Below are 22,955 nucleotides of genomic sequence, written 5' to 3' on the forward strand. Positions count from 1 at the left end.
CAATATGAACTTTCAATTAACAGACAGTATAGCTTCAGTAACCCAAGTCAATTATGATTGTATTTTTATTTAAATATTTTTATAATTATGTAAAATGTATTCGATTAGGGGGAACTAAAATGGAACTAATTCCCGAGGCCGCTAATTTAATGGACTATCTAGAAGAATTAGATGTGGTCGATTTTTCCCATCCTTTCATTCAGAAAAAAACAAATGAATTGTTTCATGAAGAGCAGTCAGAAATCGAAAAAGCCAAAATAGCGTTTGAATTTGTAAGAGATGAGATTTCTCACTCGTGGGATATACAAAGCACAAGAGTTACATGTAAAGCTTCTGAGGTTCTTTTCTATAAAGAAGGAATTTGTTATGCCAAAGCTAACCTGTTAGCAGCTTTATTAAGGTCTCAAGGAATCCCGACAGGTTTTTGTTATCAACGGCTAATGCTATTCGATACACCTGACAAGGGTTATTCCCTTCATGCACTGAATGGCGTTTTTCTTAAATCATTAAATCGTTGGATTCGTTTAGATGCCCGTGGAAACAAACCAGGAGTACAGGCGGAATTTTCTATAGATAAAGAAATATTAGCTTTTCCAGTCCAAGAAGAGTTTGACGAAAAAGATTTTCCAATCATTTATACTAAACCGAACCCAAAAACCATTTCCGTTTTAAAGGAACACATAGATGCATTAGAAATGTATAAATATTATTTGCCTGACAATTTATAAAGATTCATCTCTTTCATAGTATATTACTTTTTTCATTAATCATCGCATTAGTACGTGAGAAATGAAAAAAAGGTAAGCAAACATATTATACATGCCTAATTGTGCTTACCTTTATTTTTTAAGGATTTTTAGATTTTAGATCTTGATATAATAAAAACCTGCCTTTAGCGGGCGGAACGCGCCAGTACGTATAAAAAGTACGGCGCGCCGACAATAGCAACGACAATGCCGGCGTGAATTTCCGATGGCTGCAGCACCGCGCGGCCAACCGTATCTGCCCCTAATAACAAACACGCCCCAAGTAATGCCGACGCCGGCACGACATGCGCATGATGCGCGCCAACAAGCCGCCGCGCCAGATGAGGGGCGATGAGTCCGACAAACCCGATCCCGCCGCTTACCGATACAGAAGAAGCAGCTAGGGCAACGGCGGCCGCCAGCAACTGCAGCTGCTCTTTTGCCACCGCCACCCCAAGTCCCGTGGCGATCGTTTCGCCAAACGATAGCGCGTCCAGCACACGGGCTTTGTAAGATACGAAAAGAAACAGCCCCATCACCCACGGCAACAGCGCCCACACATAGTCCCACGTCGTTCCCCAAATGCTTCCCGTCAGCCAAACCGCCGCAAATTGATACAGCTCTCTGCTCAACCGCAGCGACAGCACCGTCATGAGCGCGCTTAACCCCGCGGCGACCGCCACACCTGTCAAAACGATGCGCCCGGGAAGCAGTCCTTGCTGTCGCTCGTACGACAACGCAAACACGAGAGAGGCCGCCAGCGCGCCGCCGATAAACGCAAGAAACGGGAGAAAGAGCGCAGGCGCGTCCGCACCGGCCGGGAACAAGGAAAGATACAGCACCACCATCACTCCCGCGCCGGTAGAAATTCCTAACAGGCCTGGGTCGGCAAGCGGGTTGCGCGATATCGTTTGAATGATGCATCCGGACAGCGCCAGCCCGGCGCCTGCGAATATCGCAATCAACATGCGCGGAAGGCGAAACTCAAATAAAATAAGCTCCTGCTTTGCCGTCCCCATGCCAACGAGCGTTTTTACCACTTCCATCGGATTCATGCGGCTCGCTCCTGTATTAAGGCTGATGGCAACGATCACAAGCAGACAAAAGAAAAGAAGCGAAATCATCATACGACGGCGGCTCATGCAAATTCCCCCTTCCGCTTGCGGGAAACATACAAGAAAAACGGCACTCCGATTAACGCAAACAGCACGCCGATCGGTGTTTCATACGGCGGGTTGATCATCCGCGCGCCAATGTCCGCCCAAATCATCAATAACCCGCCAAGCACCGCGGAACACGGAATGACATAGCGATAATCGACCCCGACCAAAAAACGTGCCAAATGCGGAACAATAAGGCCGACAAAGCCGATCGGGCCGACCGCCGACACCGCTCCGCCGGCAAGCACCAGCACCACAATCGCTCCCGCTAACTTCACCATTTTCGTTTTTTGCCCTAATCCGACCGCTACTTCCTCTCCAAAACTGAGAAGCGTTATCGACCTCCCCAATAATAAGGCGAAAACTAAAGCGGAAACAAGCCATGGCGCTAGCAGTTTCAGTTGGCTCCATTTCACTCCTGCCACACCGCCGGCAAACCAAAACGCCAATTCCTGGCTTAGCTGAAAATGGATCGCGATTCCTTCGCTAAGCGAGGTAAACAAGGCGCTGACCGCGGCTCCCGCCAGCACAAGGCGAGTCGGCGTCATCCCGCCTCTAGAAAGCAAGCTGATTCCATACACGAACGCCGCGGCAACCGCGGCGCCGCAAAACGACCAAAGGATAAGCGCTTGATACGAAAAACCGGAAAAAAACGCAAAACAGACCGCCACCGCTAATGTCGAACCCGCATTGAGCCCAAGCAGCCCGGCATCAGCAAGCGGATTTCGCGTCATTCCTTGCATGATCGCGCCCGCAACGGCAAAACCCGCACCGACAAGCACATCGGCAAGGGAACGGGGCAGGCGCAAATCGCGGATCACGGCATGGGCGGTTTGCTGCGCATCGTAATGGAAAAGCGCATCCCACACTGTCGCCAAACCGATATCCGCCGCGCCGACCGATATCGCTGCGGCGATGCTAAAAAGAATGGCGCTCAGTCCAACGACTAGCACCAGCACCGCCGCCCACGGGCGCGACGGCGATTTTCGTTTTTTTTCCCGTATTCCCGTTTCCATTTTCTCTCTCCTTGCTAGCAGCGCATCCTATTTTTGTTTAGCGGAAAGAAGCGTATCGACGACAAGATCGAGCTGATGTTCAAGCGAAATTGCATCCGAAAACCAAATGTCTTCGATCTTCATTTCATAAACATGATGGTTTTTAACCGCATTTAAGTTTTTCCAAATCGCGCTGTTTTTCAGCTCTTTTTCCGCCTGTTCAGTTCCGTCCATTTTATATACCGTCCAAAACATATGATCAGCGGCATAGTCAGGCAACGCTTCTAGCGAAATCAATTTCCATTGCGGGCCTTGAATCACTTCTCGTTTAATTTTCTCCGGCGGTGTCAGCTGCAAAGCGTTATAAATAATTTGACCGGCGTGGCCAAAATTGTCGCCGATGGCATAAAAATCTTTTCCTTGCAGTTTATAAATGCCAACAGTTTCATTTTCGCCGATGATGCCTTTAATTTTTTCACGGGCGGCTGCCGCTTTCTTTTCAAATTGTTGAATCCATTGCTCCGCTTCCTTTTGCTTGCCGAAAAGCTCGCCAAATACCCGCATTTCTTCTTGAATGCCTTTATAATGGCCAAAAGGAATTAAAACAGTCGGAGCAATTTTCGATAGCTGTTTGTATTGGTCTTCCAAATATACAATAATTAAATCCGGATTTAATTCAACGACTTTTTCTAGGGAAATCGGGTTTCCGACGTTTTCAATACCTTTCGCTCGTTCTTTTATGTACGGGTTTTCCATGACCGCTTGCGTGACGCCGACTGGTTTGACGCCAAGCGCCAGCGCGTTTCCTAAAAATTCATACGGCATCACCACCCGCTTTGGATGAGCGGGAATTTCGACTTTTTTGCCGTTCGCCATCGTAAACGTCTTCGTTGCTTTCTCTTCTGTTTTTGCCTGCTTTTCCGAGTCCGTATTATTTTTCTCATTTCCGCAGGCGGCTGTGAATACAAGAATAAGAACCACCATTATCATCCATGCTATATTTCTTTTTTTCTTCCACATCTTCTTGATCCCCCTCTAAACGATAATGAAAACCACAACTAATAGAAATGATAATCATTTTCATTAAATTTGTCAATAAAAAAATGGGGAAGCTAACCCTTATAGGAACTAGCTTCCCCATCTAATTAAAATGGATATGTTCTCTTCTTTGTTTGATTTCTTTTTTCCTGGCCACCGTAATCGCAAGGGCGACATCTTCGCCAAAATCGTCAAAAAGCTGCTTTGCCTCAGCGAGCAAAGATACATGGCGTTGAAAACCAATCATGCAAATGCCGTATTCGCTTTCCTCATCTTTAATTGGGACACTAAACCATGTCGTGATATCATTCCTTCTTAATAAACCAATTAATGGGCACGTGTCGTTGCCTTCCATCTCCTGAAACGTTACACTTCCTTCAAACAATCGGGGCGAGCAGCTGGCAATCTCAATAGGAGGATATGTCGTTCCGTATAGAAAGTCGCCCTGATACAATGTAGGGACTACATCATTTCCTTCTTTTAATACAATGGCAATTAAATCGCATTCGAGCTCCGCCCGAAACGAATTGACCAAGTATTGCAACGCTTCTCCTTCCGTATCAAACTTCACTAATTTTCTCGCCGTCGTCCGCAAATGGCTTTCAATTTTTTTCATTAGCTTTTGCCGCTTGCTTGGCTCCATGCCCCGTTTCTCCTTTATTTGTAATCAAATCTCATCGTTAACATGCATTGAGGTTGTTATTAAGCGGCAGCACTTAATAACAACCTCTCGTTTATCCTTCCCATGAAGGAGGAAATCCGATCCGTTAGCTCGTATGCGCCTTCGTTTCGATCGTCTTTGCCAGCTCAATGAAGAAGTCAAGCGCCTCCGGATTCGCCATCGATCCTGGATTGACCGCTTTTTCAAGCGGGAAGCCGAGAAGCAGTTTGCGGATTGGGATTTCCATTTTCTTTCCGTTTAACGTTTTTGGAATTTGCTTCACTTCGTAAATTTCATCCGGGACAAAGCGCGGCGACACGTTTTGCCGGATGGCTTGCTTGATTTTCTCTTTTAACGCTTCATCGAGCACCGCACCCGGCCTCAATACGACAAAAAGCGGCATAAACGAGGTTCTTCCCATCATTTCCAAATCGATGATCAGGCTTTCGAGCACTTCGTCGACTGCTTCCACGGCGCGGTAAATCTCGCTCGTGCCCATGCGGACGCCAGCGCGGTTAATGGTGGAATCAGAGCGTCCGTAAATGACGCAGCCGCCTTCCTCATCGATTTTAATCCAGTCGCCATGCTTCCAAACTCCTGGATACGTATCGAAATAGCTGCTAATATAGCGCTCATGATTGCTGTCGTTCCAGAAAAACAACGGCATCGACGGCATCGGTTCGGTAATCACAAGCTCCCCGACTTCATTAATTAATGGCTTGCCATTTTCATCAAATGCCTGTACATTTGCTCCTAACGCTCGGCAGGAAATGACGCCGGCGCGAACCGGCAAAATCGGCGAGCCGCCGACAAAAGCCGTGCATACATCCGTCCCCCCGCTGCACGAGGCTAAATTAATATCTTCCTTGACGTTTTCGTATACCCAGGCAAATCCTTCGACAGTGAGTGGAGACCCGGTAGAAAGAACCGTTTGCAAATGGGACAAGTCGTACGATTCTTTCGGCTTCAGTCCAAGTTTCATGCATACGTTGATAAACGCTGCGCTCGTGCCAAAATGGGTAATCTTCGCTTTTTCGGCCAGATCCCATAATACGTTTCCGTCCGGATAGGTTGGGCTGCCGTCATAAAGCACCACTGTTGTCCCGGCCAGCAAGCCGCCGATGAGAAAATTCCACATCATCCATCCCGTTGTCGTAAACCAGAAAAATGTGCTCTCCTTTGTCATATTTTCCGCAATCATGCACACCTTTAAATGCTCCAGCAAAATGCCGCCGTGCCCTTGGACAATTGGCTTTGGCAGTCCGGTTGTCCCGGAGGAATACAAAATCCAGAGCGGATGGTCAAACGGCACATATTCGTAGGAAAGCTCTCCTTTTTCCTGAATAATATCCTCCCATAATAACACGGAATCATCCGGCGCTTGCACCTGTTCGCGCCAATACGGAAGCAAAATCGTCTTTTTTAACGTTGGCAGTTTTTCGCGCAATTCATGGACAATCGGCATCTTATCAAATTCTTTGCCGTTATATTGGCAGCCGTCGATCGCAAACAGCACGGTCGGTTCGATTTGCAAGAAGCGGTCAATGACGCTGCCCGCGCCAAAATCCGGTGAACAGCACGACCAAACCGCGCCAATGCTGGCGCACGCCAAAAAGGCGATCACCGTTTCCGGAATGTTCGGCATATACCCAACAACACGGTCTCCCGGCTTGACGCCGATTTTTTTGAGAGCGGTTGCCACAGCTGCCGTTTTTTCCTTTAATTCTTGCCAAGATACTTCCCGATACGGGATGCGCTCCGAACGGAAAATAAGCGCCGGGCGGTCATCGCGTACATGGCGGAATACGTGCTCCGCATAATTTAACATTGCCCCCGGGAACCATTTTGCGCCAGGCATTTTGCGTTCTTCCAGCACACATTGATATGGAGTCGCTGATTTGACGCCGCAATATTCCCACACCGTTTCCCAAAAGTCTTCTAGCTGCTCGACTGACCATGTCCATAATTGCCGGTATGTTTCAAAAGAAAGCCCTTTTTTTTCTTTGAGCCAGTCCATATAACGTTGAATGTTGGATTTCTCTATTTGCTCTTTTGTCGGTTTCCAAAGCACTGTTCCTTCCGTAATCGCTTTCATGATGATCTGCGTTTCAAAACGCAGACGTCACCACCTTTCCTTAGACTTTTGGTGTTTATGATACAGAATTGTTAGACTATTTATATAATACCATCTCTTCTTATTATTGAGAATATATTTATGAATGATAAGAAACTTACCTACCTACATAGGGAAATTCGTCATAAAACGGCGAAACAAAATGATTGACAAAAATTCAAGGCGGGAATAAGATAAAATAAAAGTTGGTCTAGGTAAAAAAAATAATACAAAGGAAACTTATTAACAGGAGGGAAATTATTGTGGTACGAGCAAAAATTTCGCGCTTATCCGACTCTGAACCGGGAGAACGTTTCCGCATTGCGAAATTGGAAATAAATGATGACATCATGAAGCGAAGATTGCTAGATTTAGGGTTTGTGCCCGGCTGTGAAGTCATGGTGCTGCAAAAAAGCCCGCTGGGAGACCCGACCGCCTATCGTGTGTGCAATACAACGATTGCGTTACGAAAAGAAGAAAGTGACCATATTTATGGGGAGAGGATATATGATGACAATGAATGAATATACCATTGCGCTTGCCGGAAATCCAAACACCGGTAAAAGCACATTGTTTAATGTTCTGACCGGATTGCGCCAGCATACCGGAAATTGGCCAGGAAAAACGGTCATTCATGCGGAAGGCTTTTTTACGTACAATAACAACCGCTACAGAATGATCGATTTGCCCGGAACTTATTCGCTTTATTCGAATTCAGCGGATGAAGAAGTGGCGCGGGATTTTATTATTTTTGAAAAACCCGATATTACGATAGTAGTACTCGATGCCACTGCTTTGGAACGGAATTTAAATCTCGCCTTGCAAGTGTTGGAGATGACAAGCAACGTCATCGTCTGTGTGAACTTAATGGACGAAGCCAAAAAGAAAGGGATTCGCATCAATACTAAGAAACTAGCGGCAACATTAGGAGTGCCGGTCATCCCGATTTCCGCGCGCAATAAAGAAGGAATCGACACGTTATTAAAGACAATCGATTCCATGGTGCGCGGAAAAATCAAAACAAACCCGATTACCGTCCGGTACAGTCCAGAAATTGAACAATGTATTGAAAAGCTCATTCCACGCGTGAAAGAAGTCATTGGCGATGCGTACCCTGCCCGCTGGGTCGCGCTTCGATTGCTTGACGGAGATATGTCTTTGCTTCGCGCTTTCCAGCAGCAACCACTTCCATCTGTAAAGGAGGTGTCTATATATGCATGCCACGGTCCCGCAAAATCGATTTGAAGAGCTGATGAACGAAGCGCGAGCGCTAACGCCTGCGGATACGCGCGAACAAATCGTAGCGGCGATTTTTCGCACCTCCCAAGCAATCTGCAATGAAACGGTTACCTATACAAATCAAGCAAAACAATATGAAACGGAGAAGTTAGACCGCATTTTTACTTCAAAATTATGGGGATTTCCGATCATGCTCGTGATGCTGGCCGTCGTCATCTATATCACCGTTGCCGGCGCGAATATTCCGTCGAGTATGTTAGCAAGCTTTTTCGGTTGGGTGGAAGGCTATTTAACGCTGTTCTTTCAAGCGATCCATGCGCCTGACTGGCTATACGGACTGCTTGTATTAGGCTTATACCGGGGCACAGCCTGGGTGGTGAGTGTCATGCTGCCGCCGATGGCGATCTTCTTTCCAATTTTCGCGCTGCTTGAAAATTACGGCTATCTGCCGCGTGTCGCTTTCAATATGGACCGCTTGTTTAAAAAGGCAGGCGCACATGGAAAACAATCGCTCACGATGGCAATGGGATTCGGCTGCAACGCCGCTGCCGTTATGTCGACTCGCATCATCGAATCGCCGCGCGAGCGAATGCTGGCGATTTTAACGAACAATTTCGTCCCTTGCAACGGACGCTGGCCGACATTGATCCTACTATCTTCTCTATTTATGGCGGCAAGCTACACAGGCGGATGGAAAACATTCGTCACCGCTAGTGTTGTCGTCGCAATGGTGCTGTTTGGCATCGTCGTTACGCTGACGGTTTCATGGGTGCTGTCAAAAACGGCATTGCGCGGCATCCCGACCCATTACACATTAGAACTGCCGCCGTACCGGCGCCCGAAAATATGGGATACCATTCTTCGTGCTACATTGGACAAATCGATTTATGTGCTAAAACGAGCTATTGTGGTTGCCGCTCCGGCTGGGGTCATCACATGGGTGCTCGGAAATATTCATATCGGCGACACGACGATTCTCGCTTATTTGGCAAACTGGCTCGATCCTTTTGCCAAAGCGCTTGGACTTGATGGCTATATTTTAATGGCGTTTATTTTAGGGCTGCCTGCGAATGAAATCGTCCTGCCGATTTTATTAATGGGCTATTTATCCACCGGTTCCTTGACGGAAGTCGATGGCCTCCGCTCGCTCAAACAAATTTTCGTCGACCACGGCTGGACGTGGCTGACCGCGCTCAATATGATGCTGTTTTCCTTGCTTCATTATCCGTGCGGCACCACGCTCGTTAATATTTATAAAGAGACCAAAAGCAAAAAATGGACGTTTGTCGCATTTGCTCTGCCAACCGCTATAGCGATTACCGTCACGTTTTTGACGGCGCATATCACACGCTGGTTTGGACTAGTTTAATCATATTCCCCCGCCCTTTTTGGAACAAGGGACGGGGGATATTAAATATCATGAATATTAAAGATTTTTTTTGCACCTCATTTATTTTTAATTTAGAAATATAGGCAATCTTATGGCTGTCTAGAAAGTGGGCTAAATACGTTTCCCCTGCTGATTCAATTTTTACTATTTTTTTTAAATTGACTATGTACGAACGGTGAGTTTTGAAAAAATAATCGTCTAATTTACTCTCGATTTCGCTTAGTGTTTCTGTCGTTTCATACCGCTCGTTTGAGGTATGAATGACAGTTTTTCTGCTTTCCTTTTCGATAAATAAAATATCCTTCAAAGGAAGGAACAGAATGGAACTTTGTGATTTGATGCCAAGTCTTTTGTCTTTGTTTTTTAATAAATAGTTCTGTCTGGATAATTCGATTAGTTTGCGGGCTTTCTCCAAGGCGTGGAAAAGACGAGTCCGCTCAATTGGTTTGACAATATAATCCGTCGCAGAAATCTCAAAAGCCTCGACGGCAAATTCATCATAGCCAGTAATAAAAATAATCTGCAAATCAGGAACGAGCTGTTTGCATATTTTTACCGCTTCCATCCCATTTAAGTTAGGCATGTCTATATCTACTAATGCAATATCTGGTTTTTCCTCTAGTACAAGCCGTACCAACTCTTCCCCGTTTTTCGCTTCCCCGACAATTTTATATTGCGGCAAAAAATGAATGAAGTGGCGTAAAAGGGCTCTCGATGTCACATTGTCATCCGCAATAATAATTTTTAAGAAATCCATTATTGTATCCCCTTTCCTATCATTTCCCCCCTCACGCACAAAACATCATTTTACTTTACCTAACCGCAGGTCGTGTATCAAAACTGATCACCTGTTTATTTTCTATCTATTAATAAAAGAAACTTATTTCTACGTGAAATCCGTCCTCACATTTAATCTTTTTCAAGTAAATAGTTGCAATCTGTTTATTTTCCGGCTCTCATTTATAAAAAAACAATTTGTTGCTTCTCATTCAAAGCAGCTTCAACGTAGCTCCGTTCTTTTTGGAAAGTGTATTTTACTTTGCCAATTTGAATCACTGTTCCTTCCTTAGCAAGTTCAATTTTAATCGTTTGATCAGATGGAACAACAATACGCGTCGGAACTCCTAATTCTGAGCCTGATTCTTTAATGACCGCCCCTCGCTCGGCATAAACTTCTCCTCCGCGCATTACCCCGTTTATTTGCAAATAACCGCCAGCGTGAATTTTGCAATTATAACATCCTTGTCCGAGAACCGCCACATTGCCGCTGCAATATATTGTGCTATTTAATGCGTACATCAACTCTACATAGCCATTTTGGCACTCCGCCATTCGATGCCTATTCATTGCCTCTCTTATATCGACAAGCAATATAGTAAGCTGTTCTAAAGAATGCCATTCATTTGGAACATGGGAAAAGAAACAAAGCCGGAATCGCTTGGCGAGATCCATCCAGCTGCGATCTAATACATCTTTTCCCCTTTCGCTAACCTCCATATATTGTTTTGTTGTTGCAGCTAACAAACGAAATTTATCGCTTAACAGCAGCTTAAGAAAGGAAACAAACTATTTTGCGCTTTAAACGCAGAAAAAGCCGTTAATTGTTTAATGTCTGAGGCTTTCCTAAAAGATAGCCTTGCGCCGCTGGTACTCTTAATAATTTTGCCTGCGCTAAATCAACTTCTTTTTCAATCCCTTCTAGTACAAGGACCATTTTATTGCGGCAATAACTGCCAGCAAAGCAACTATTTGCTGTTTTTCTTTATTGGCCGCCAAATCTTTCGCAAAATACCGGTCTAATTTAATGTAGCTCGGCTGGAACTCAATGATTTTTTGCAGCGTCGAAGCCCCTCTTCCAACATCATCGATCGCAATGTGAAATCCGTAATTTTTTATCATTTGTATTCTCTCTTTTAATTCAGCATTTCCCCAAATTTCTTCCTCTTCCTTTGCCTCGTTTAACTCAAATACAATTCGCCCGCTTACCGCAGGAATTTGATTAAACAAATCATCCAAAAAACATGTAAAACGATCATGAAGAATCGTCGAAGGATAAATATTTAAAAATAGTAATTTTTTATTCAGCTCTGAAAAAGGAAAATGGGATACCGCATTTTTGATGGAGGCTGTATCGAATTCATATAAATATCCGTCTTCCCGAGCCTTTTGAAACAAATGCTCTACATTTTGTATATTGCTATTCACTACACGAATTAATGCCTCGTACCCAAATATGCTCCAATTTTCTAAATTCCAAAGCGATTGATAAACATGTTCAAATGTTTTTCCCTCTGTTTCCCATTTCTTTATGTAAAAATTCATGGTTTTCCCTCAATTCGCTGTTTTATTAGTGAATTTTATTGATGAAATTAATGTAAATTTTTTCTTCTTCATTTGTCTAATGATCTACATGCATATGAGACGATAATATTCTCTTATCAGGAACAAAATGGGACATATCAGATCGATTTTTCGACTTTTAACGACATCTTTCTACAAAGTTAATAAAAAAAGAATGATCCCTGCTAAACGAAGGATCGATTCTCTTTTTCATTCTTGTGTAAATACTTTCTAAAAAATAGCTCTACTTCTAACGGCTTTGTCGTATATTCCCTAAAACTAACCGATCGCTAGAATAATCTCCTTTTATGGCGGGAAGACTAAACCAAAAATCGCTTCCTTCTCCTAATTGACTTTTCACGCCAATGGTTCCTCCCATTAATTGAATAAGCTGCTTTACAAAAGCCAGTCCAATACCGGTACCGTCAACTCCAGTTCCTTTTATTCGATAAAACGGTTCAAAAATTTTTTCGTACTCATCTTCAGGAATACCAATCCCGCTATCTCTTATATGTATATATATCATTCCCCCTTCCGTTCTCCCCGTAATTGTCACTATGCCATTGTCGCGATTATACTTCACAGCGTTATCTAACAAATTTAATAAAATTTGTCTAAATCTTGTCGAATCAATATATGGATAAATATATCCCCTTTTCTAACAAACTTAAAAATCAAGCCTTGTTGTTTAAACATCATTTGATATTTTGAACGATGATGAACAAAAAAACGCAAGAAATAAAGATAGACAAGAGAAAACAACCACAATAACAATAAAAAGAGCAATTGTTAGATCATGGCATCCTGTAACGCTCATAGTTACCTCCTTTATAATTTATTTAAATCAAGGACACCATAATCATAGTAAAATTTATAAAAGGAAACAATTACATATTTAAGACAAACATGCCAATTCGCTGTGGAGGAAGGCAACAACCACAGACAAAATATTTACAAATTATTTCTAACAGAAATCTATAAGTGAAGAAAAAATATTATTGATGAAAATTGGTCTAGGACAGGATTACGTGTAACGGGAGGTAGCTAGGCAGATGACTATTATCGATCGAATTGGTTTGTGGACAAATATCTTTTGTATAGCGCTATTAAACCATATCCCGCTCCTTTGTTTTCGAAAAGGAGCGGGATATGGTCCATTATACTTCCCTTACTTCTTCCAAATGCGACACATCGCCTTCTGAAAGCAGTTCAAACTTCCCATCGTTCACCCGCACGATCGTCACGCTGGTGCCATACATATACGGAGGAGCCCAAAGCTCTTGTAACGGCGTGTTTTTAAAACGAGCGATGACCGTTTTTAACACCACTCCATGGGTGACAATTAAAATATTTCCTTCGGAGTGACGTTCGACGATTCGCTCAATGGCGGCAAACGCCCGATTTTGGACATCGATAAACCGTTCGCCGCGCCGCGGTGCGTATAAATGCGGATGATTCCAAAAGTGGTCAAACGCAATAGGATCCATTTCTTTGATTTCCTCATGGGTCTTTCCTTCCCAGTCGCCGAGGTGAATCTCCCGCAGCTGTTTCTCTGTATAAATCGGAATCAACCGCCCGCCCCGAATCAGCTGGGCGGTTTCGAGCGCGCGTCCGCTCGTGCTGGTGTAAATCGCGGTCAAATCGACCGCTTCTAGCCGTTTTCCAAGCCACATCGCGTCTTGCCGCCCCTTTTCCGTGAGCGGCGAGTCTTGCCACCCTTGCATCCGCTTTTCAACGTTCCACTCGGTTTCTCCGTGTCTTGTTAAATATAACGTTACCATTCTCATTCCCCCGTTCCTGTTGTTTCCTATTGTTCCACCGCTGGCTCCAGTTTTTGTTTTTTCACTATCAAATACTCACTCATACTAGTTCTCCTTCTCCTAAATACATCGTTCCCATTCGATTTCTTCCACTCCTTGTTCGTTTTGTGCACGCGGTACGCTTTCGCATTGGTTCGAGAGCTGGCAGCTACATTGTTTGGCTTTCTTTTTTCTTGTCTCAAAATATACCAATCTAACAGCGGATTTTCCGGCTTCATGGAAAATCCGCCGCCTCCAAGCGCGATGATTTTCCTCATATCAGCTCAGCCACTTTACGAGCTTGGTCATCCAAATCCCTTCTGGCATCCTTATTTGTTCGATTTCGCGGAAACCGTGGCGTTCATATAGGCGAAACGCCGGCATATTCGTACTTCCTGTCATCACGATGATTTCGTTCGCATCTTGTTCTTTATCGCATACAAATTCGATCAAGGCGCTTGCGATCCCTTGCCGAAAAAAGTCGGGATCCACCATCAAGCGGCAAATGTGCACGGTCTCTTTTGTCCGCTCATAGGAAATCGCTCCTGCCAGTTGTCCCTGCTTCATATATCCAAAAAACCGTTCCCCGCACCGCTGTAACGTTGCGGCTGTATCTTGCAATGGCGGAAGGTCCGCAAATCCGATCAGCCGCGCCTCGACAGCGTAAGAGCGCAATTGAAGGCGCAGCACTGCTTCCGCCCATTCTCTTGCCGCTATGTCTATCTCCTGAATCATGCGTTTCTTTCCTTTCTGTTTCATCATGCGCTATCCATTTTTACTTCTCGATGATCGTTTCGTTTTCCTTTTTTCTTCACAAGAAAAGAAGACGATCTCGCCGGGAAGCATAAACCGTCTTCTTTATCGTCTATTCGTAATTTCGTCCATCGCTTCTTGCAGAAATTGATACCCTTTTTGTTCCCGCCCATCTTTCCGAATCGTCCATTCTTGTTTTTCCAGTGCCAGCTCACCGCGTTCATTTTTGACAAATGGCATATGAAGAACAATCATTTCATCATCTTTATTGATTGTATAGCCGATGTAATACTTGTTCCCTTCGCCTTCTTCTTCGAAAATTCCGACTTGGTCCAAGTGATAAACATCCATCAACGGCTGCAGCGTGTCAATAAACTCATTGATAATCACGCTTCTTGGCGCAAATTCCATTTTTCTCCCTCCTCTTCATGGACGCAATACGTGTAATTGTCCGTTAATGGCAAACGAAATGGTACCGGTTTCTTCGGAGACGACGATCACCAGCGCATCACTTCGCTCCGTTAATCCAATCGCTGCGCGATGGCGGGTGCCTAATTTTTTCTTCGTCGTCACACGCTCCGCAAGCGGTAAAATATTGCCTGCGGAGACAATTTCGTCGTAACGGATGAGCGTCCCTCCGTCATGCAGCGGATTGCCTGGATAAAAAATCGTTTCTAGCAGCATATGGGACACTTTCGCGCCGACCGGAATGCCGTGATGCAATAAACCATCGAGCGGGTCGTTCCGCTCAATGACAATAAGCGCGCCATGACGGCGTTCCGCTAAATGCTTCGCGGCAAGAGATAAGTCAGTATAATGCGGTGTATATGCAGATAGATATGATTTCAAATAAAACGAAGCCGCCGTCGTTTGCACATCTAAAATACGTTTTTGCAACGCTTCTAACCGCGACAATATGCAACAGTCTTCCGTTGCTAACGTGTGGCGGATCGCCTCGACCTCTGCCGTGATCTCATATAAAGAGCGAAGAATTTGCTCCTTCATCGGTTGGTCAAGCGGTAATGACTCCTGAAACATGAAATTCCCCATCACTATTGGTTACTTATTAGTGTGTGGCATTTCCGGAAAAAAACAAATGGAAATAAAAAGAAATCCCTTCTAATAGTAGGCATTAGAAGGGATCATCACGTTCACACACCGATCGGTTGTATTCTTCGAGCCATTGTTGCAGTTTTTCTGCCTCCAATGACTTGCTAAAGTAAAACCCTTGCGCAAAATCGCAGTGCATTTGCTCTAACAACGCTACTTGCGGATAAGTTTCCACTCCTTCCGCCAACACCTGAATGTCTAGGCTTTTGGCCAAATGGATAATCGTATCGACAATCGTCGCGTCTTTCGAGTTTTCTGCGATTCCTTGAATAAAGCTGCGGTCAATTTTTAGCAATGACACTGGCAGGTTGCGAATATATGCTAGTGAAGAAAAGCCGGTACCAAAATCATCGATAGCGACTTGAATCCCTATCTTTTCTAATTCTGTTAAAATATTCTTACCTGTTTCAATATTTTCCATTAAACCGCTCTCGGTTACTTCCAAAATTAAATGTTCCGAGGCAAAATTTGTCGCATGTAAAATATGTTTCACATGATGAATCAATTCCGGCCGATTTAACAAAAACGGTGATAAGTTGACCGCCAGCTTCAATCCTGGACATTTCATCTGCCATTCTTTTACTTGCCGGCAGGCATGCTCTAGCACCCATAACGTAATTTCAAAAATAAACCCGCTCGCTTCCGCCAGCGGAATAAACTCCAGCGGCGGAATCTCACCAAGAGACGGGTGGCGCCAGCGCAGCAGTGTTTCCACTCCCATTGCCGCGCCGCTGCCAAGCTTGATCTTCGGCTGGTAACATAAATAAAATTGCTCGCACATAATCGCAAACGGCAAATCTTGCTCAATCACCGCCTTCCGATTTTCGGTCGGGCGATAAAATGCATAACCATTTCTTCCCTGCTCTTTGACGTTGTACAGCGCCTGGTCCGCATATTTCATCACTTGTTCGATGCGATCGCTGTCTTTTGGGAAAAACGCGATTCCCATCGACAGCGTCGACTGAATGAGCTGTTTTTCGTAGTAAAATGGCTGATGAAACGCGGTCACCAGTTTATCAGCAAGTTTGGCCATTTCCTCTTTTGTCACATTAGGAAGCAACAAGACAAATTCGTCCCCGCCAATGCGGGCAAAAAAGTCTTCGGCTCTGAGCACGCTTTGCACGCGCTTTACCGCTTCTTGCAAAAAGTAATCGCCCGCCTGGTGGGAAAAATGATCATTGATCCATTTAAACTTGTCAAAATCCAAATAGCACAAGGCAAATGCGGTTTGGCTTTCGACCAGCTGTTTTATGTACCGTTCAAAATGGCTGCGGTTCGCAATTCCCGTCAATGAATCAAAATAAGCGAGCTGGCGCAGTTTTTCTTCGTATCGCTTCCGTTCGCCGATATTTTTGATCGTTACAATGACATAATCAAGCTCATTTTGTTCATTCACAATCGCTTTCCCATGAGCTTCCATCCATATCCAATTTCCTCTCCGGTCGCGCTTGCGAAACTCGGCGATTTGCGCCTTATATGTATGATACAGCTCATCGAACTTTTGCCTAATGATCGGCAAATCATCAGGATGGATAAACGGAAAAATATCTTCATATGAACAAGGATAACTTGCCATTTCTTCTTTCTTCCATAAAGAAGGTATGTATATGAGCTCACGCTGATTAGAAAAAATGAGAATATAATCGGTAGAATGCTCCACAACTAGTTGCAGGCGTTGCTGCGTTTCTTCCAACATCTGTTTGAGTTTCTTTTCTTTCGTCACATCGCGGCATACACATAAAAACGCATCGACTTCCCCTGTTCGTTGACAATGGGCGAAAATGAAGCGCGAACTAGGATTATATCGTCAGCAGAGGTTCTGATCGTCCATTCAATATGATCAATTGATTCGCCGTTTTTGACTGCTTGCAGCAACGGTATTTCCGCCATCAATGCCAGTGCTTGATCATCATATTCATTGGCGCTAAACAGCGCCTGAAACACAGGGTTCCTATATAACATATCCCCTTCAGTGCTAAAAATGGCCACTGCTTCGGCAAAATGGTGGAAATAAGCAGCATACTTACTGGTCATACAACAATTACCTCGCCATAATCATTTTTCAGCAAAGCTGCCTTCTATACTTTCATTTTCACGAAAATATCGATAAAAATCAACAAATTTCGCGAAAAATTTTGGTAAAAAAAAGAAACGGCACCGTAAAATAGGTGCTGTTTCAACTCGTTTTCGGATAACGCTCGCGGAGGATGCACGGGCATGTCTGGCAGTGCATTCCTTCTTCTGTTTGGTAGTAAAGGCAGCATGTGGTCCGCTGCTTCACACCCGCATTTCCTTTCCAAAACCGTTTTAACGGATTTTGTCGAAAAGTGCCGAATAACGCTCCATCAGCGTCGTGAACAAGGAAATGAAAGTCGTTGTAAAGTTGTTCGCGAATGTAGGCAAGCGAATCATCTTTGCCTAACGTCTCATACAACCAATAAATATAAATAGCAATATTTTCCCATAATATATGGACAGATATTTTCGTTATGCTTCGTAGCTTTTCTATTAATGGAGAGAAATGTCCAGCAAATAACTGGCGTACCGTCTCTTCTCGCCATTGGTCGCGGCAGCCTGTGCATATTTCTGCCTTGAGCTCTTCAAAGCGAAAAGTCGGCAGCCACATATCATCATTATCATCCGTTTCCATCCAAATCCGCTCTGGTGACAGCACAAGCCGTTTATTCCAAACGGACATCGCATATAACGACATCGCTGCAAGAAAGCTATAGCGTTTGATCAACATGGATGCCGCCACCACTTTATTGGCGGCACCTAGCTTTTGACGAACTTTTTCTAAATAATCGACAAGAACATTCTCCTTATGCAACTGATCAATGCGAATCGATAGCGGCGAGTTTATCCGCACCACTGAAAGCCGATACGTTTCTAATACCTTTATTTCCTCCGTGGAAAGAATCATGATGAAACGCCTTCTTTCTGCAAAATACATCTTCCTTTTCCATACGGAATGCAAAGCGGAGTGCCAAATAATGGATCATATGTCACTTGACAATCCATTTGAAATACGTCTTTCACCAGTTGGCAGGAAATGATTTCTTCCGGTTTTCCTTGCGCATATATTTTTTTATCGCGAATCGCAACAATATGATGCGCATAGCGGCACGCCAAGTTGAGGTCATGAAGCACCATGACAATCGTGCGCTTTTCTTTCTCGTTTAGTTCAAACAATAAATCAAGAATTTCAATCTGGTGCGTCATATCCAAGTAGGTTGTCGGTTCGTCCAATAAAATAATGTCCGTATCTTGCGCTAATGTCATCGCGATCCAAGCGCGCTGCCGCTGTCCTCCTGAGAGCGAATCGACCGGACGCTCCGCCAATTCTGTCATTCTCGTCGCCTCGAGCGCACGCCGCACCGCTTGCTCGTCTTCGTCACTCCATTGCTTCAGCCATGTCTGATACGGATACCGCCCCTGTTTAACAAGCTGCAGTACCGTCAATCCTTCCGGTGCCGTCGGCGATTGCGGTAAAATCGCCAGTTTTTTCGCCACCTCTTTTGTCGGCAATTTTGCGATTTCTTTTCCTTCTAGTAAAACCAAACCGCCTTTCGGCTTCAAAAGCCGCGCCAAAGCGCGAAGCAGCGTCGATTTCCCGCAGCCGTTCCCCCCGATAAATACGGTAATTTCTCCTTTTGGAATCATTAAATCCAGCTCATCAATAATAATCGTATTTCCATATGATAATGTTAGCTCTTTTGCTTGTAAGGCGTTCATATTCTTCCACCCCTTTTATGCATATCGGCTTTTATATAATAGGTAAATAAAATACGGCGCCCCAACTGCCGCTGTAAATACCCCGGCTGGAATTTCCATTGGGGCAAACAGCATGCGTCCGGCAAGGTCAGCCGCCATCACGAAAATAGCTCCTAATAACGCGGATGCAGGAAGAAGTGCGCCAAACGAAGAACCGACAAGCCTTCTTGCCATATGCGGCGCCATCAACCCGACAAAGCCAATGCCTCCCGCAAAAGCGACCGCTCCTCCGGTTAAGGCAGTGCTTAATAAAAGAAGGAAAAAACGTTGCTTTTGCAAGGAAACTCCCGCTCCGATTGCCAATTCATCGCCTAATTCTTGAATGTTCATCTTCCGTGCTGATAGCCAGCTAGCCGCAAGCAAAATCAAAGCCCATGGCGCAAGCAGTGTGACATGCTTCCACGAAGCGCCGTAGACGCTTCCAGTAATCCAAACGTTCGCCTGGCTCGCCCGGTAAATCGGGCCGGTAATCATTAATAACGTTGTGAGCGCCTGCATCAGTGCGGATATTGCAATCCCTATTAATACAAGCCTCAGCGGTGCCATGCCGTTTTTCCAAGCCAGCATATACACGAGCAAGGCAGTTACCGTCGCACCGACAAACGCGCCGAGCGGCAGCCAATGGATGCTGATGGTTAAGGAATTATTTTTGTCGCTAAACAACGTCAAAAACGTGACGACCGCTGCAGCGGCCCCGCCCGTAATGCCGAGCACGTCCGGCGAGGCGAGCGGATTGCGGATCATTCCTTGCAAAATCGCCCCTGCTACGGCAAACGACATCCCCGCTAACAATGCGACAAGAATGCGCGGCAAGCGAAACGTATAAATCACGATTTCGTTCATGTCCGAACCATTTCCAAACAGCGTTTTCGCCACTTCCAACGGGGAAATATACATTTCGCCGCTGCCCGCACTGACAAGAAATATGACCACGCTAACAGCTAATAAAATCAAACTAATGGTTATTGCTTTTTTATCGACCAAAAACGAGATCGATTTCCCGACTCGCAACGATGCATACTTCTTCATTTTGCTAAAATCCCCCTACGGGCAATATAAATAAAAAACGGAACACCAAGAAACGCTGTCACAATTCCGACCGGAACTTCGCGCGGCATTAAAATATAGCGCGCCCCAATATCAGCCGCAATCAATAAAATCGCTCCGATCAAAGCACAATACGGCAAGACCCAGCGATGGTCCACGCCAACTAGCGCACGCGCAATATGTGGAACGATGATGCCGATAAATCCAATCGGTCCGGCAACGGCGACCGAACTGCCGGCAAGTAATACGACAAGAAGCGCTACTCCTACTTTCACCGCATTCGTGCGCTGCCCTAAACCTTTCGCCACATCATCACCCATCATTAAAATGTTCACTTTTTGCGCGAGCAGCAGTGATCCAATCCAGCCAACGATAAAGTATGGAAGAACGGCTGTTAACATTTCCAGCTTCCGTCCGGCTATCGAACCGGCTAGCCAAAATAACACTTCTTCCAGCGCCTTTTCATTTGCGGCTAACATTCCTTGTGTTAACGAAGCAAACAAGGCGGCGACCGCCGTGCCGGCAAGCGTTAATTTCAAGGGGGTTGCTCCGTCTTTTCCGACTGCGCTAATGATAAACACGATTGCCGCTGCCAGCGCAGCACCGCTAAAAGCTAGCCATGTAAATATTTGCAGCGAATGTACTTGGAAAAAGGTCACAAATAGAACAATAAAAAAGCCAGCCCCCGCATTAATGCCAAAAATCCCCGGAGAAGCAAGCGGGTTTTTCGTCAACGCCTGCATGAGCGCCCCCGCCATCGCTAAACTTGCCCCCACCGCTGCGGCAATCAACGCCCGCGGCAGGCGGACCGTTTCAATAATGATATGGGCATTCGAACCGTTATTGTTCGTGAACGCCTCTATCGCATTTTTCCAATTTGTATCGGTATAGCCGTAAATGATGCTCATCCAAATGGTTGTCATGAACAACAAGCATAGGATAAACAAACCAATCGATCTCTTCCGGTTTGTAGCTAACATCGTAAATCTCCCTTATATATCTATCTCTATCGATAAGTCTATTTGATAATGACTCTCAATGTCAATGGTTTTTTATTTTATTTTCAACCATTTCTCATCATTTTTTCATTTTCTATTGACAATGATTATCGTCTTCATTTATCATTTCTCTTGTAAATGAAAATCATTATCAAAATTAAGGGGGATACATAATGTTTAAATCTAAATTCTCTTTTCTCCTCGCCGCTGCTCTCTCTCTTCTTGTCATTCTCGCTGGCTGCAGTAAAAACGAGGAGGCAGAGCCAAAAAACAATGGAAATGAAAAACAAAAAGAAATAAGCTATACCGTTGAACACGCCATGGGCACCACAGAAATAAAAGGAACTCCAAAACGCGTCGTCATTTTAACGAATGAAGGAACGGAAGCGCTATTAGCGTTAGGTGTTAAACCGGTCGGCGCCGTCAAATCATGGACGGGTGACCCTTGGTACGATCACATTAAAGATAAAATGAAGGGCGTCAAGGAGCTGGGAACGGAAGCAGAACCAAGCCTAGAAGCGATCGCCGCATTAAAACCGGATCTAATTATCGGCAATAAACTGCGCCATGAAAAAATTTACGAGCAGCTATCCAAAATCGCTCCTACTGTTTTTTCGGAAACGCTCCGTGGCAACTGGAAAGACAATTTTATGCTCTATGCCAAAGCAGTAAATAAAGAAGAAAAAGGAAAAGAAGTCATCGCCGAATATGACAAGCGTATTGAAGAATTAAAAGCAAAATTAGGCGACAAATTGAAGATGAAAGTATCCATCGTTCGCTTTATGCCAGGAGATGTCCGCATTTATCATAAAGACTCGTTCTCCGGCGTCATTTTAGACCAGCTAGGATTTGCCCGTCCGGAATCGCAAAATGTCAATGACTTTGCGGAAACGGGTGTAACGAAAGAACGCATCCCAGCGATGGACGGCGATATCCTCTTCTACTTCACCTATGAAACAGGAGACGGAGAAGCAAACAAACTAGAAAAAGAATGGATTAACGACCCGCTCTTTAAAAGCTTAAACGTTGCAAAACAAGGAAAAGTATACAAAGTAAGCGACACGATTTGGAACACGGCGGGCGGTGTGCTCGCTGCCCATTTAATGCTTGATGACATCGAAAAATATTTCGTGCAACAACCATAAACGGAAAAAAGCTGCCCTCTTCTGCAGGGCAGCTTTTTTATGCAGGCACCTGCAATCGATAGCGCTGTCGATGGAAAAAAGTTGTCGCTTCTACGATACTATGTTAAATTCAAAGTACAAACCTATATGGAAAGGATGACGATGGCATGAAGCGAACCGCCATCATGGCAGCATGTCTGCTTTCATTTGGCATCATCATGGGCGCTTGTTCCGATGACAAAACAAGCGAAGCGAAGCATGACCATTCCATGACATATACAACCAATTCCGGCGATATCCGCGAAACGACGAAATCGATCGACCATCTTCCAACCTTTCTAAGCAATTTTGAAGAAGATATGGCCGTCCTGTATCAGCAAGCCGCCAAGCATAAAGACTTGCTCGAACATATTCCTTGCTACTGCGGCTGCGGTGAAGCGGCCGGACATAAAAATAACTACGATTGTTTCGTTTATGAGACGAGAAAAAACGGCTCCGTTGTTTGGGATGACCATGCGACCAAATGCGGCGTCTGCCTCGATATTGCCGCTGAATCCATCGCCGCCTATGAACAAGGAAAATCCATCAAGGAAATTCGCCAAATGATTGATGAAAAATATAAAGAAGGCTACGCGGAACCGACACCAACGAAATCATTATAATGGAAA

23 protein-coding genes and 2 pseudogenes are annotated in these 22,955 nt (G+C 44.8%); 6 read left to right on the forward strand and 19 right to left on the reverse strand.

Features of this window, described 5'->3' with window-relative positions; translation table 11 throughout:
• The first annotated feature begins 119 nt into the window (after positions 1-119).
• On the forward strand, positions 120-728 hold the full coding sequence (locus BV455_RS01440; protein ID WP_017437539.1) for a transglutaminase-like domain-containing protein: 609 nt from the start codon (positions 120-122) through the stop codon (positions 726-728).
• Between the two features lie 164 nt (positions 729-892).
• On the opposite strand, the gene BV455_RS01445 is transcribed toward BV455_RS01440, so the two are convergent.
• From BV455_RS01445 to BV455_RS01465, 5 genes are all read right to left on the reverse strand, one after another.
• Positions 893-1,888, reverse strand: coding sequence for a FecCD family ABC transporter permease (locus BV455_RS01445; RefSeq protein WP_218687660.1), 996 nt, complete (start codon positions 1,886-1,888; stop codon positions 893-895).
• Positions 1,885-2,922, reverse strand: coding sequence for a FecCD family ABC transporter permease (locus BV455_RS01450; RefSeq protein ID WP_061579734.1), 1,038 nt, complete (start codon positions 2,920-2,922; stop codon positions 1,885-1,887). Before BV455_RS01450 ends, BV455_RS01445 begins: the two co-directional genes overlap by 4 nt.
• A 27-nt stretch (positions 2,923-2,949) precedes the next feature.
• Complete coding sequence (locus BV455_RS01455) at positions 2,950-3,921, reverse strand: iron-hydroxamate ABC transporter substrate-binding protein (protein WP_061579735.1); 972 nt, start codon at positions 3,919-3,921, stop codon at positions 2,950-2,952.
• A 121-nt stretch (positions 3,922-4,042) separates the two neighbouring features.
• Complete coding sequence (locus BV455_RS01460) at positions 4,043-4,582, reverse strand: hypothetical protein (protein ID WP_061579736.1); 540 nt, start codon at positions 4,580-4,582, stop codon at positions 4,043-4,045.
• A gap of 124 nt (positions 4,583-4,706) precedes the next feature.
• Positions 4,707-6,695, reverse strand: a complete 1,989-nt coding sequence (locus tag BV455_RS01465) for an acetoacetate--CoA ligase (RefSeq protein ID WP_061579737.1) — start codon at positions 6,693-6,695, stop codon at positions 4,707-4,709.
• A gap of 281 nt (positions 6,696-6,976) precedes the next feature.
• Between BV455_RS01465 and BV455_RS01470 the strand changes: the two genes are divergently transcribed.
• Genes BV455_RS01470 through BV455_RS01480 form a run of 3 tightly spaced genes read left to right on the forward strand, consistent with a single transcriptional unit; the run spans position 6,977 to position 9,321 of the window.
• Positions 6,977-7,237: a FeoA family protein gene (locus tag BV455_RS01470; protein ID WP_061579738.1), complete on the forward strand. Its 261-nt coding sequence runs from the start codon at positions 6,977-6,979 to the stop codon at positions 7,235-7,237.
• On the forward strand, positions 7,224-7,958 hold the full coding sequence (locus tag BV455_RS01475) for a FeoB small GTPase domain-containing protein (RefSeq protein WP_218688005.1): 735 nt from the start codon (positions 7,224-7,226) through the stop codon (positions 7,956-7,958). The genes BV455_RS01470 and BV455_RS01475 overlap by 14 nt, the downstream gene beginning before the upstream one ends.
• Entirely contained in the window at positions 7,927-9,321 is a 1,395-nt protein-coding gene (locus BV455_RS01480) for a nucleoside recognition domain-containing protein (RefSeq protein ID WP_218687661.1), read from the forward strand. The genes BV455_RS01475 and BV455_RS01480 overlap by 32 nt, the downstream gene beginning before the upstream one ends.
• On the opposite strand, the gene BV455_RS01485 is transcribed toward BV455_RS01480, so the two are convergent.
• The 14 genes and pseudogenes from BV455_RS01485 to BV455_RS01550 form a co-directional block, all read right to left on the reverse strand.
• A complete protein-coding gene (locus BV455_RS01485) occupies positions 9,296-10,099 on the reverse strand; it encodes a LytR/AlgR family response regulator transcription factor (protein ID WP_218687662.1) in 804 nt (267 codons plus the stop codon). The two genes, BV455_RS01480 and BV455_RS01485, sit on opposite strands and share 26 nt — an antisense overlap.
• Before the next feature lie 203 nt (positions 10,100-10,302).
• Entirely contained in the window at positions 10,303-10,866 is a 564-nt protein-coding gene (locus BV455_RS01490; protein ID WP_218687663.1) for a hypothetical protein, read from the reverse strand.
• Between the two features lie 174 nt (positions 10,867-11,040).
• Positions 11,041-11,664: an EAL domain-containing protein gene (locus tag BV455_RS01495; RefSeq protein ID WP_245005320.1), complete on the reverse strand. Its 624-nt coding sequence runs from the start codon at positions 11,662-11,664 to the stop codon at positions 11,041-11,043.
• A gap of 268 nt (positions 11,665-11,932) precedes the next feature.
• A complete protein-coding gene (locus BV455_RS01500; RefSeq protein ID WP_245005321.1) occupies positions 11,933-12,265 on the reverse strand; it encodes a sensor histidine kinase in 333 nt (110 codons plus the stop codon).
• A gap of 574 nt (positions 12,266-12,839) precedes the next feature.
• Complete coding sequence (locus BV455_RS01505; protein WP_218687664.1) at positions 12,840-13,463, reverse strand: histidine phosphatase family protein; 624 nt, start codon at positions 13,461-13,463, stop codon at positions 12,840-12,842.
• Positions 13,464-13,663: 200 nt separating this feature from the next.
• Positions 13,664-13,759, reverse strand: a pseudogene (locus tag BV455_RS01510) (peptidase E); the annotation flags it as partial.
• 1 nt (position 13,760) lies between these two features.
• Complete coding sequence (locus BV455_RS01515) at positions 13,761-14,240, reverse strand: GNAT family N-acetyltransferase (RefSeq protein WP_245005350.1); 480 nt, start codon at positions 14,238-14,240, stop codon at positions 13,761-13,763.
• Positions 14,241-14,339: 99 nt separating this feature from the next.
• Positions 14,340-14,645: a DUF5634 family protein gene (locus BV455_RS01520; RefSeq protein ID WP_017437605.1), complete on the reverse strand. Its 306-nt coding sequence runs from the start codon at positions 14,643-14,645 to the stop codon at positions 14,340-14,342.
• Positions 14,646-14,660: 15 nt separating this feature from the next.
• Positions 14,661-15,272 carry a sporulation-specific diadenylate cyclase CdaS gene (gene cdaS, locus BV455_RS01525; RefSeq protein ID WP_017437606.1) on the reverse strand — a complete coding sequence of 204 codons (612 nt, stop codon included), beginning with the start codon at positions 15,270-15,272 and terminating at the stop codon, positions 14,661-14,663.
• A gap of 94 nt (positions 15,273-15,366) precedes the next feature.
• Positions 15,367-17,413, reverse strand: a pseudogene (locus tag BV455_RS01530) (putative bifunctional diguanylate cyclase/phosphodiesterase).
• A 107-nt stretch (positions 17,414-17,520) separates the two neighbouring features.
• Complete coding sequence (locus BV455_RS01535; RefSeq protein ID WP_042410471.1) at positions 17,521-18,267, reverse strand: IucA/IucC family C-terminal-domain containing protein; 747 nt, start codon at positions 18,265-18,267, stop codon at positions 17,521-17,523.
• Positions 18,264-19,079 carry an ABC transporter ATP-binding protein gene (locus BV455_RS01540; RefSeq protein ID WP_042410469.1) on the reverse strand — a complete coding sequence of 272 codons (816 nt, stop codon included), beginning with the start codon at positions 19,077-19,079 and terminating at the stop codon, positions 18,264-18,266. Before BV455_RS01540 ends, BV455_RS01535 begins: the two co-directional genes overlap by 4 nt.
• A gap of 15 nt (positions 19,080-19,094) precedes the next feature.
• Positions 19,095-20,147, reverse strand: a complete 1,053-nt coding sequence (locus tag BV455_RS01545; protein ID WP_218687665.1) for a FecCD family ABC transporter permease — start codon at positions 20,145-20,147, stop codon at positions 19,095-19,097.
• Entirely contained in the window at positions 20,144-21,145 is a 1,002-nt protein-coding gene (locus BV455_RS01550; RefSeq protein ID WP_017437611.1) for a FecCD family ABC transporter permease, read from the reverse strand. Before BV455_RS01550 ends, BV455_RS01545 begins: the two co-directional genes overlap by 4 nt.
• 191 nt (positions 21,146-21,336) lie before the next feature.
• Here BV455_RS01550 and BV455_RS01555 point away from each other — a divergent pair, with 191 nt between their 5' ends.
• Both BV455_RS01555 and BV455_RS01560 read left to right on the forward strand, forming a co-directional pair.
• Positions 21,337-22,308: an ABC transporter substrate-binding protein gene (locus BV455_RS01555; protein WP_017437612.1), complete on the forward strand. Its 972-nt coding sequence runs from the start codon at positions 21,337-21,339 to the stop codon at positions 22,306-22,308.
• 146 nt (positions 22,309-22,454) lie between these two features.
• Positions 22,455-22,949, forward strand: coding sequence for a PCYCGC domain-containing protein (locus tag BV455_RS01560; RefSeq protein WP_218687666.1), 495 nt, complete (start codon positions 22,455-22,457; stop codon positions 22,947-22,949).
• Positions 22,950-22,955 lie beyond the last annotated feature (6 nt).

It is taken from the genome of Parageobacillus caldoxylosilyticus (assembly GCF_019272935.1).
GTDB lineage: Bacteria > Bacillota > Bacilli > Bacillales > Anoxybacillaceae > Saccharococcus > Saccharococcus caldoxylosilyticus.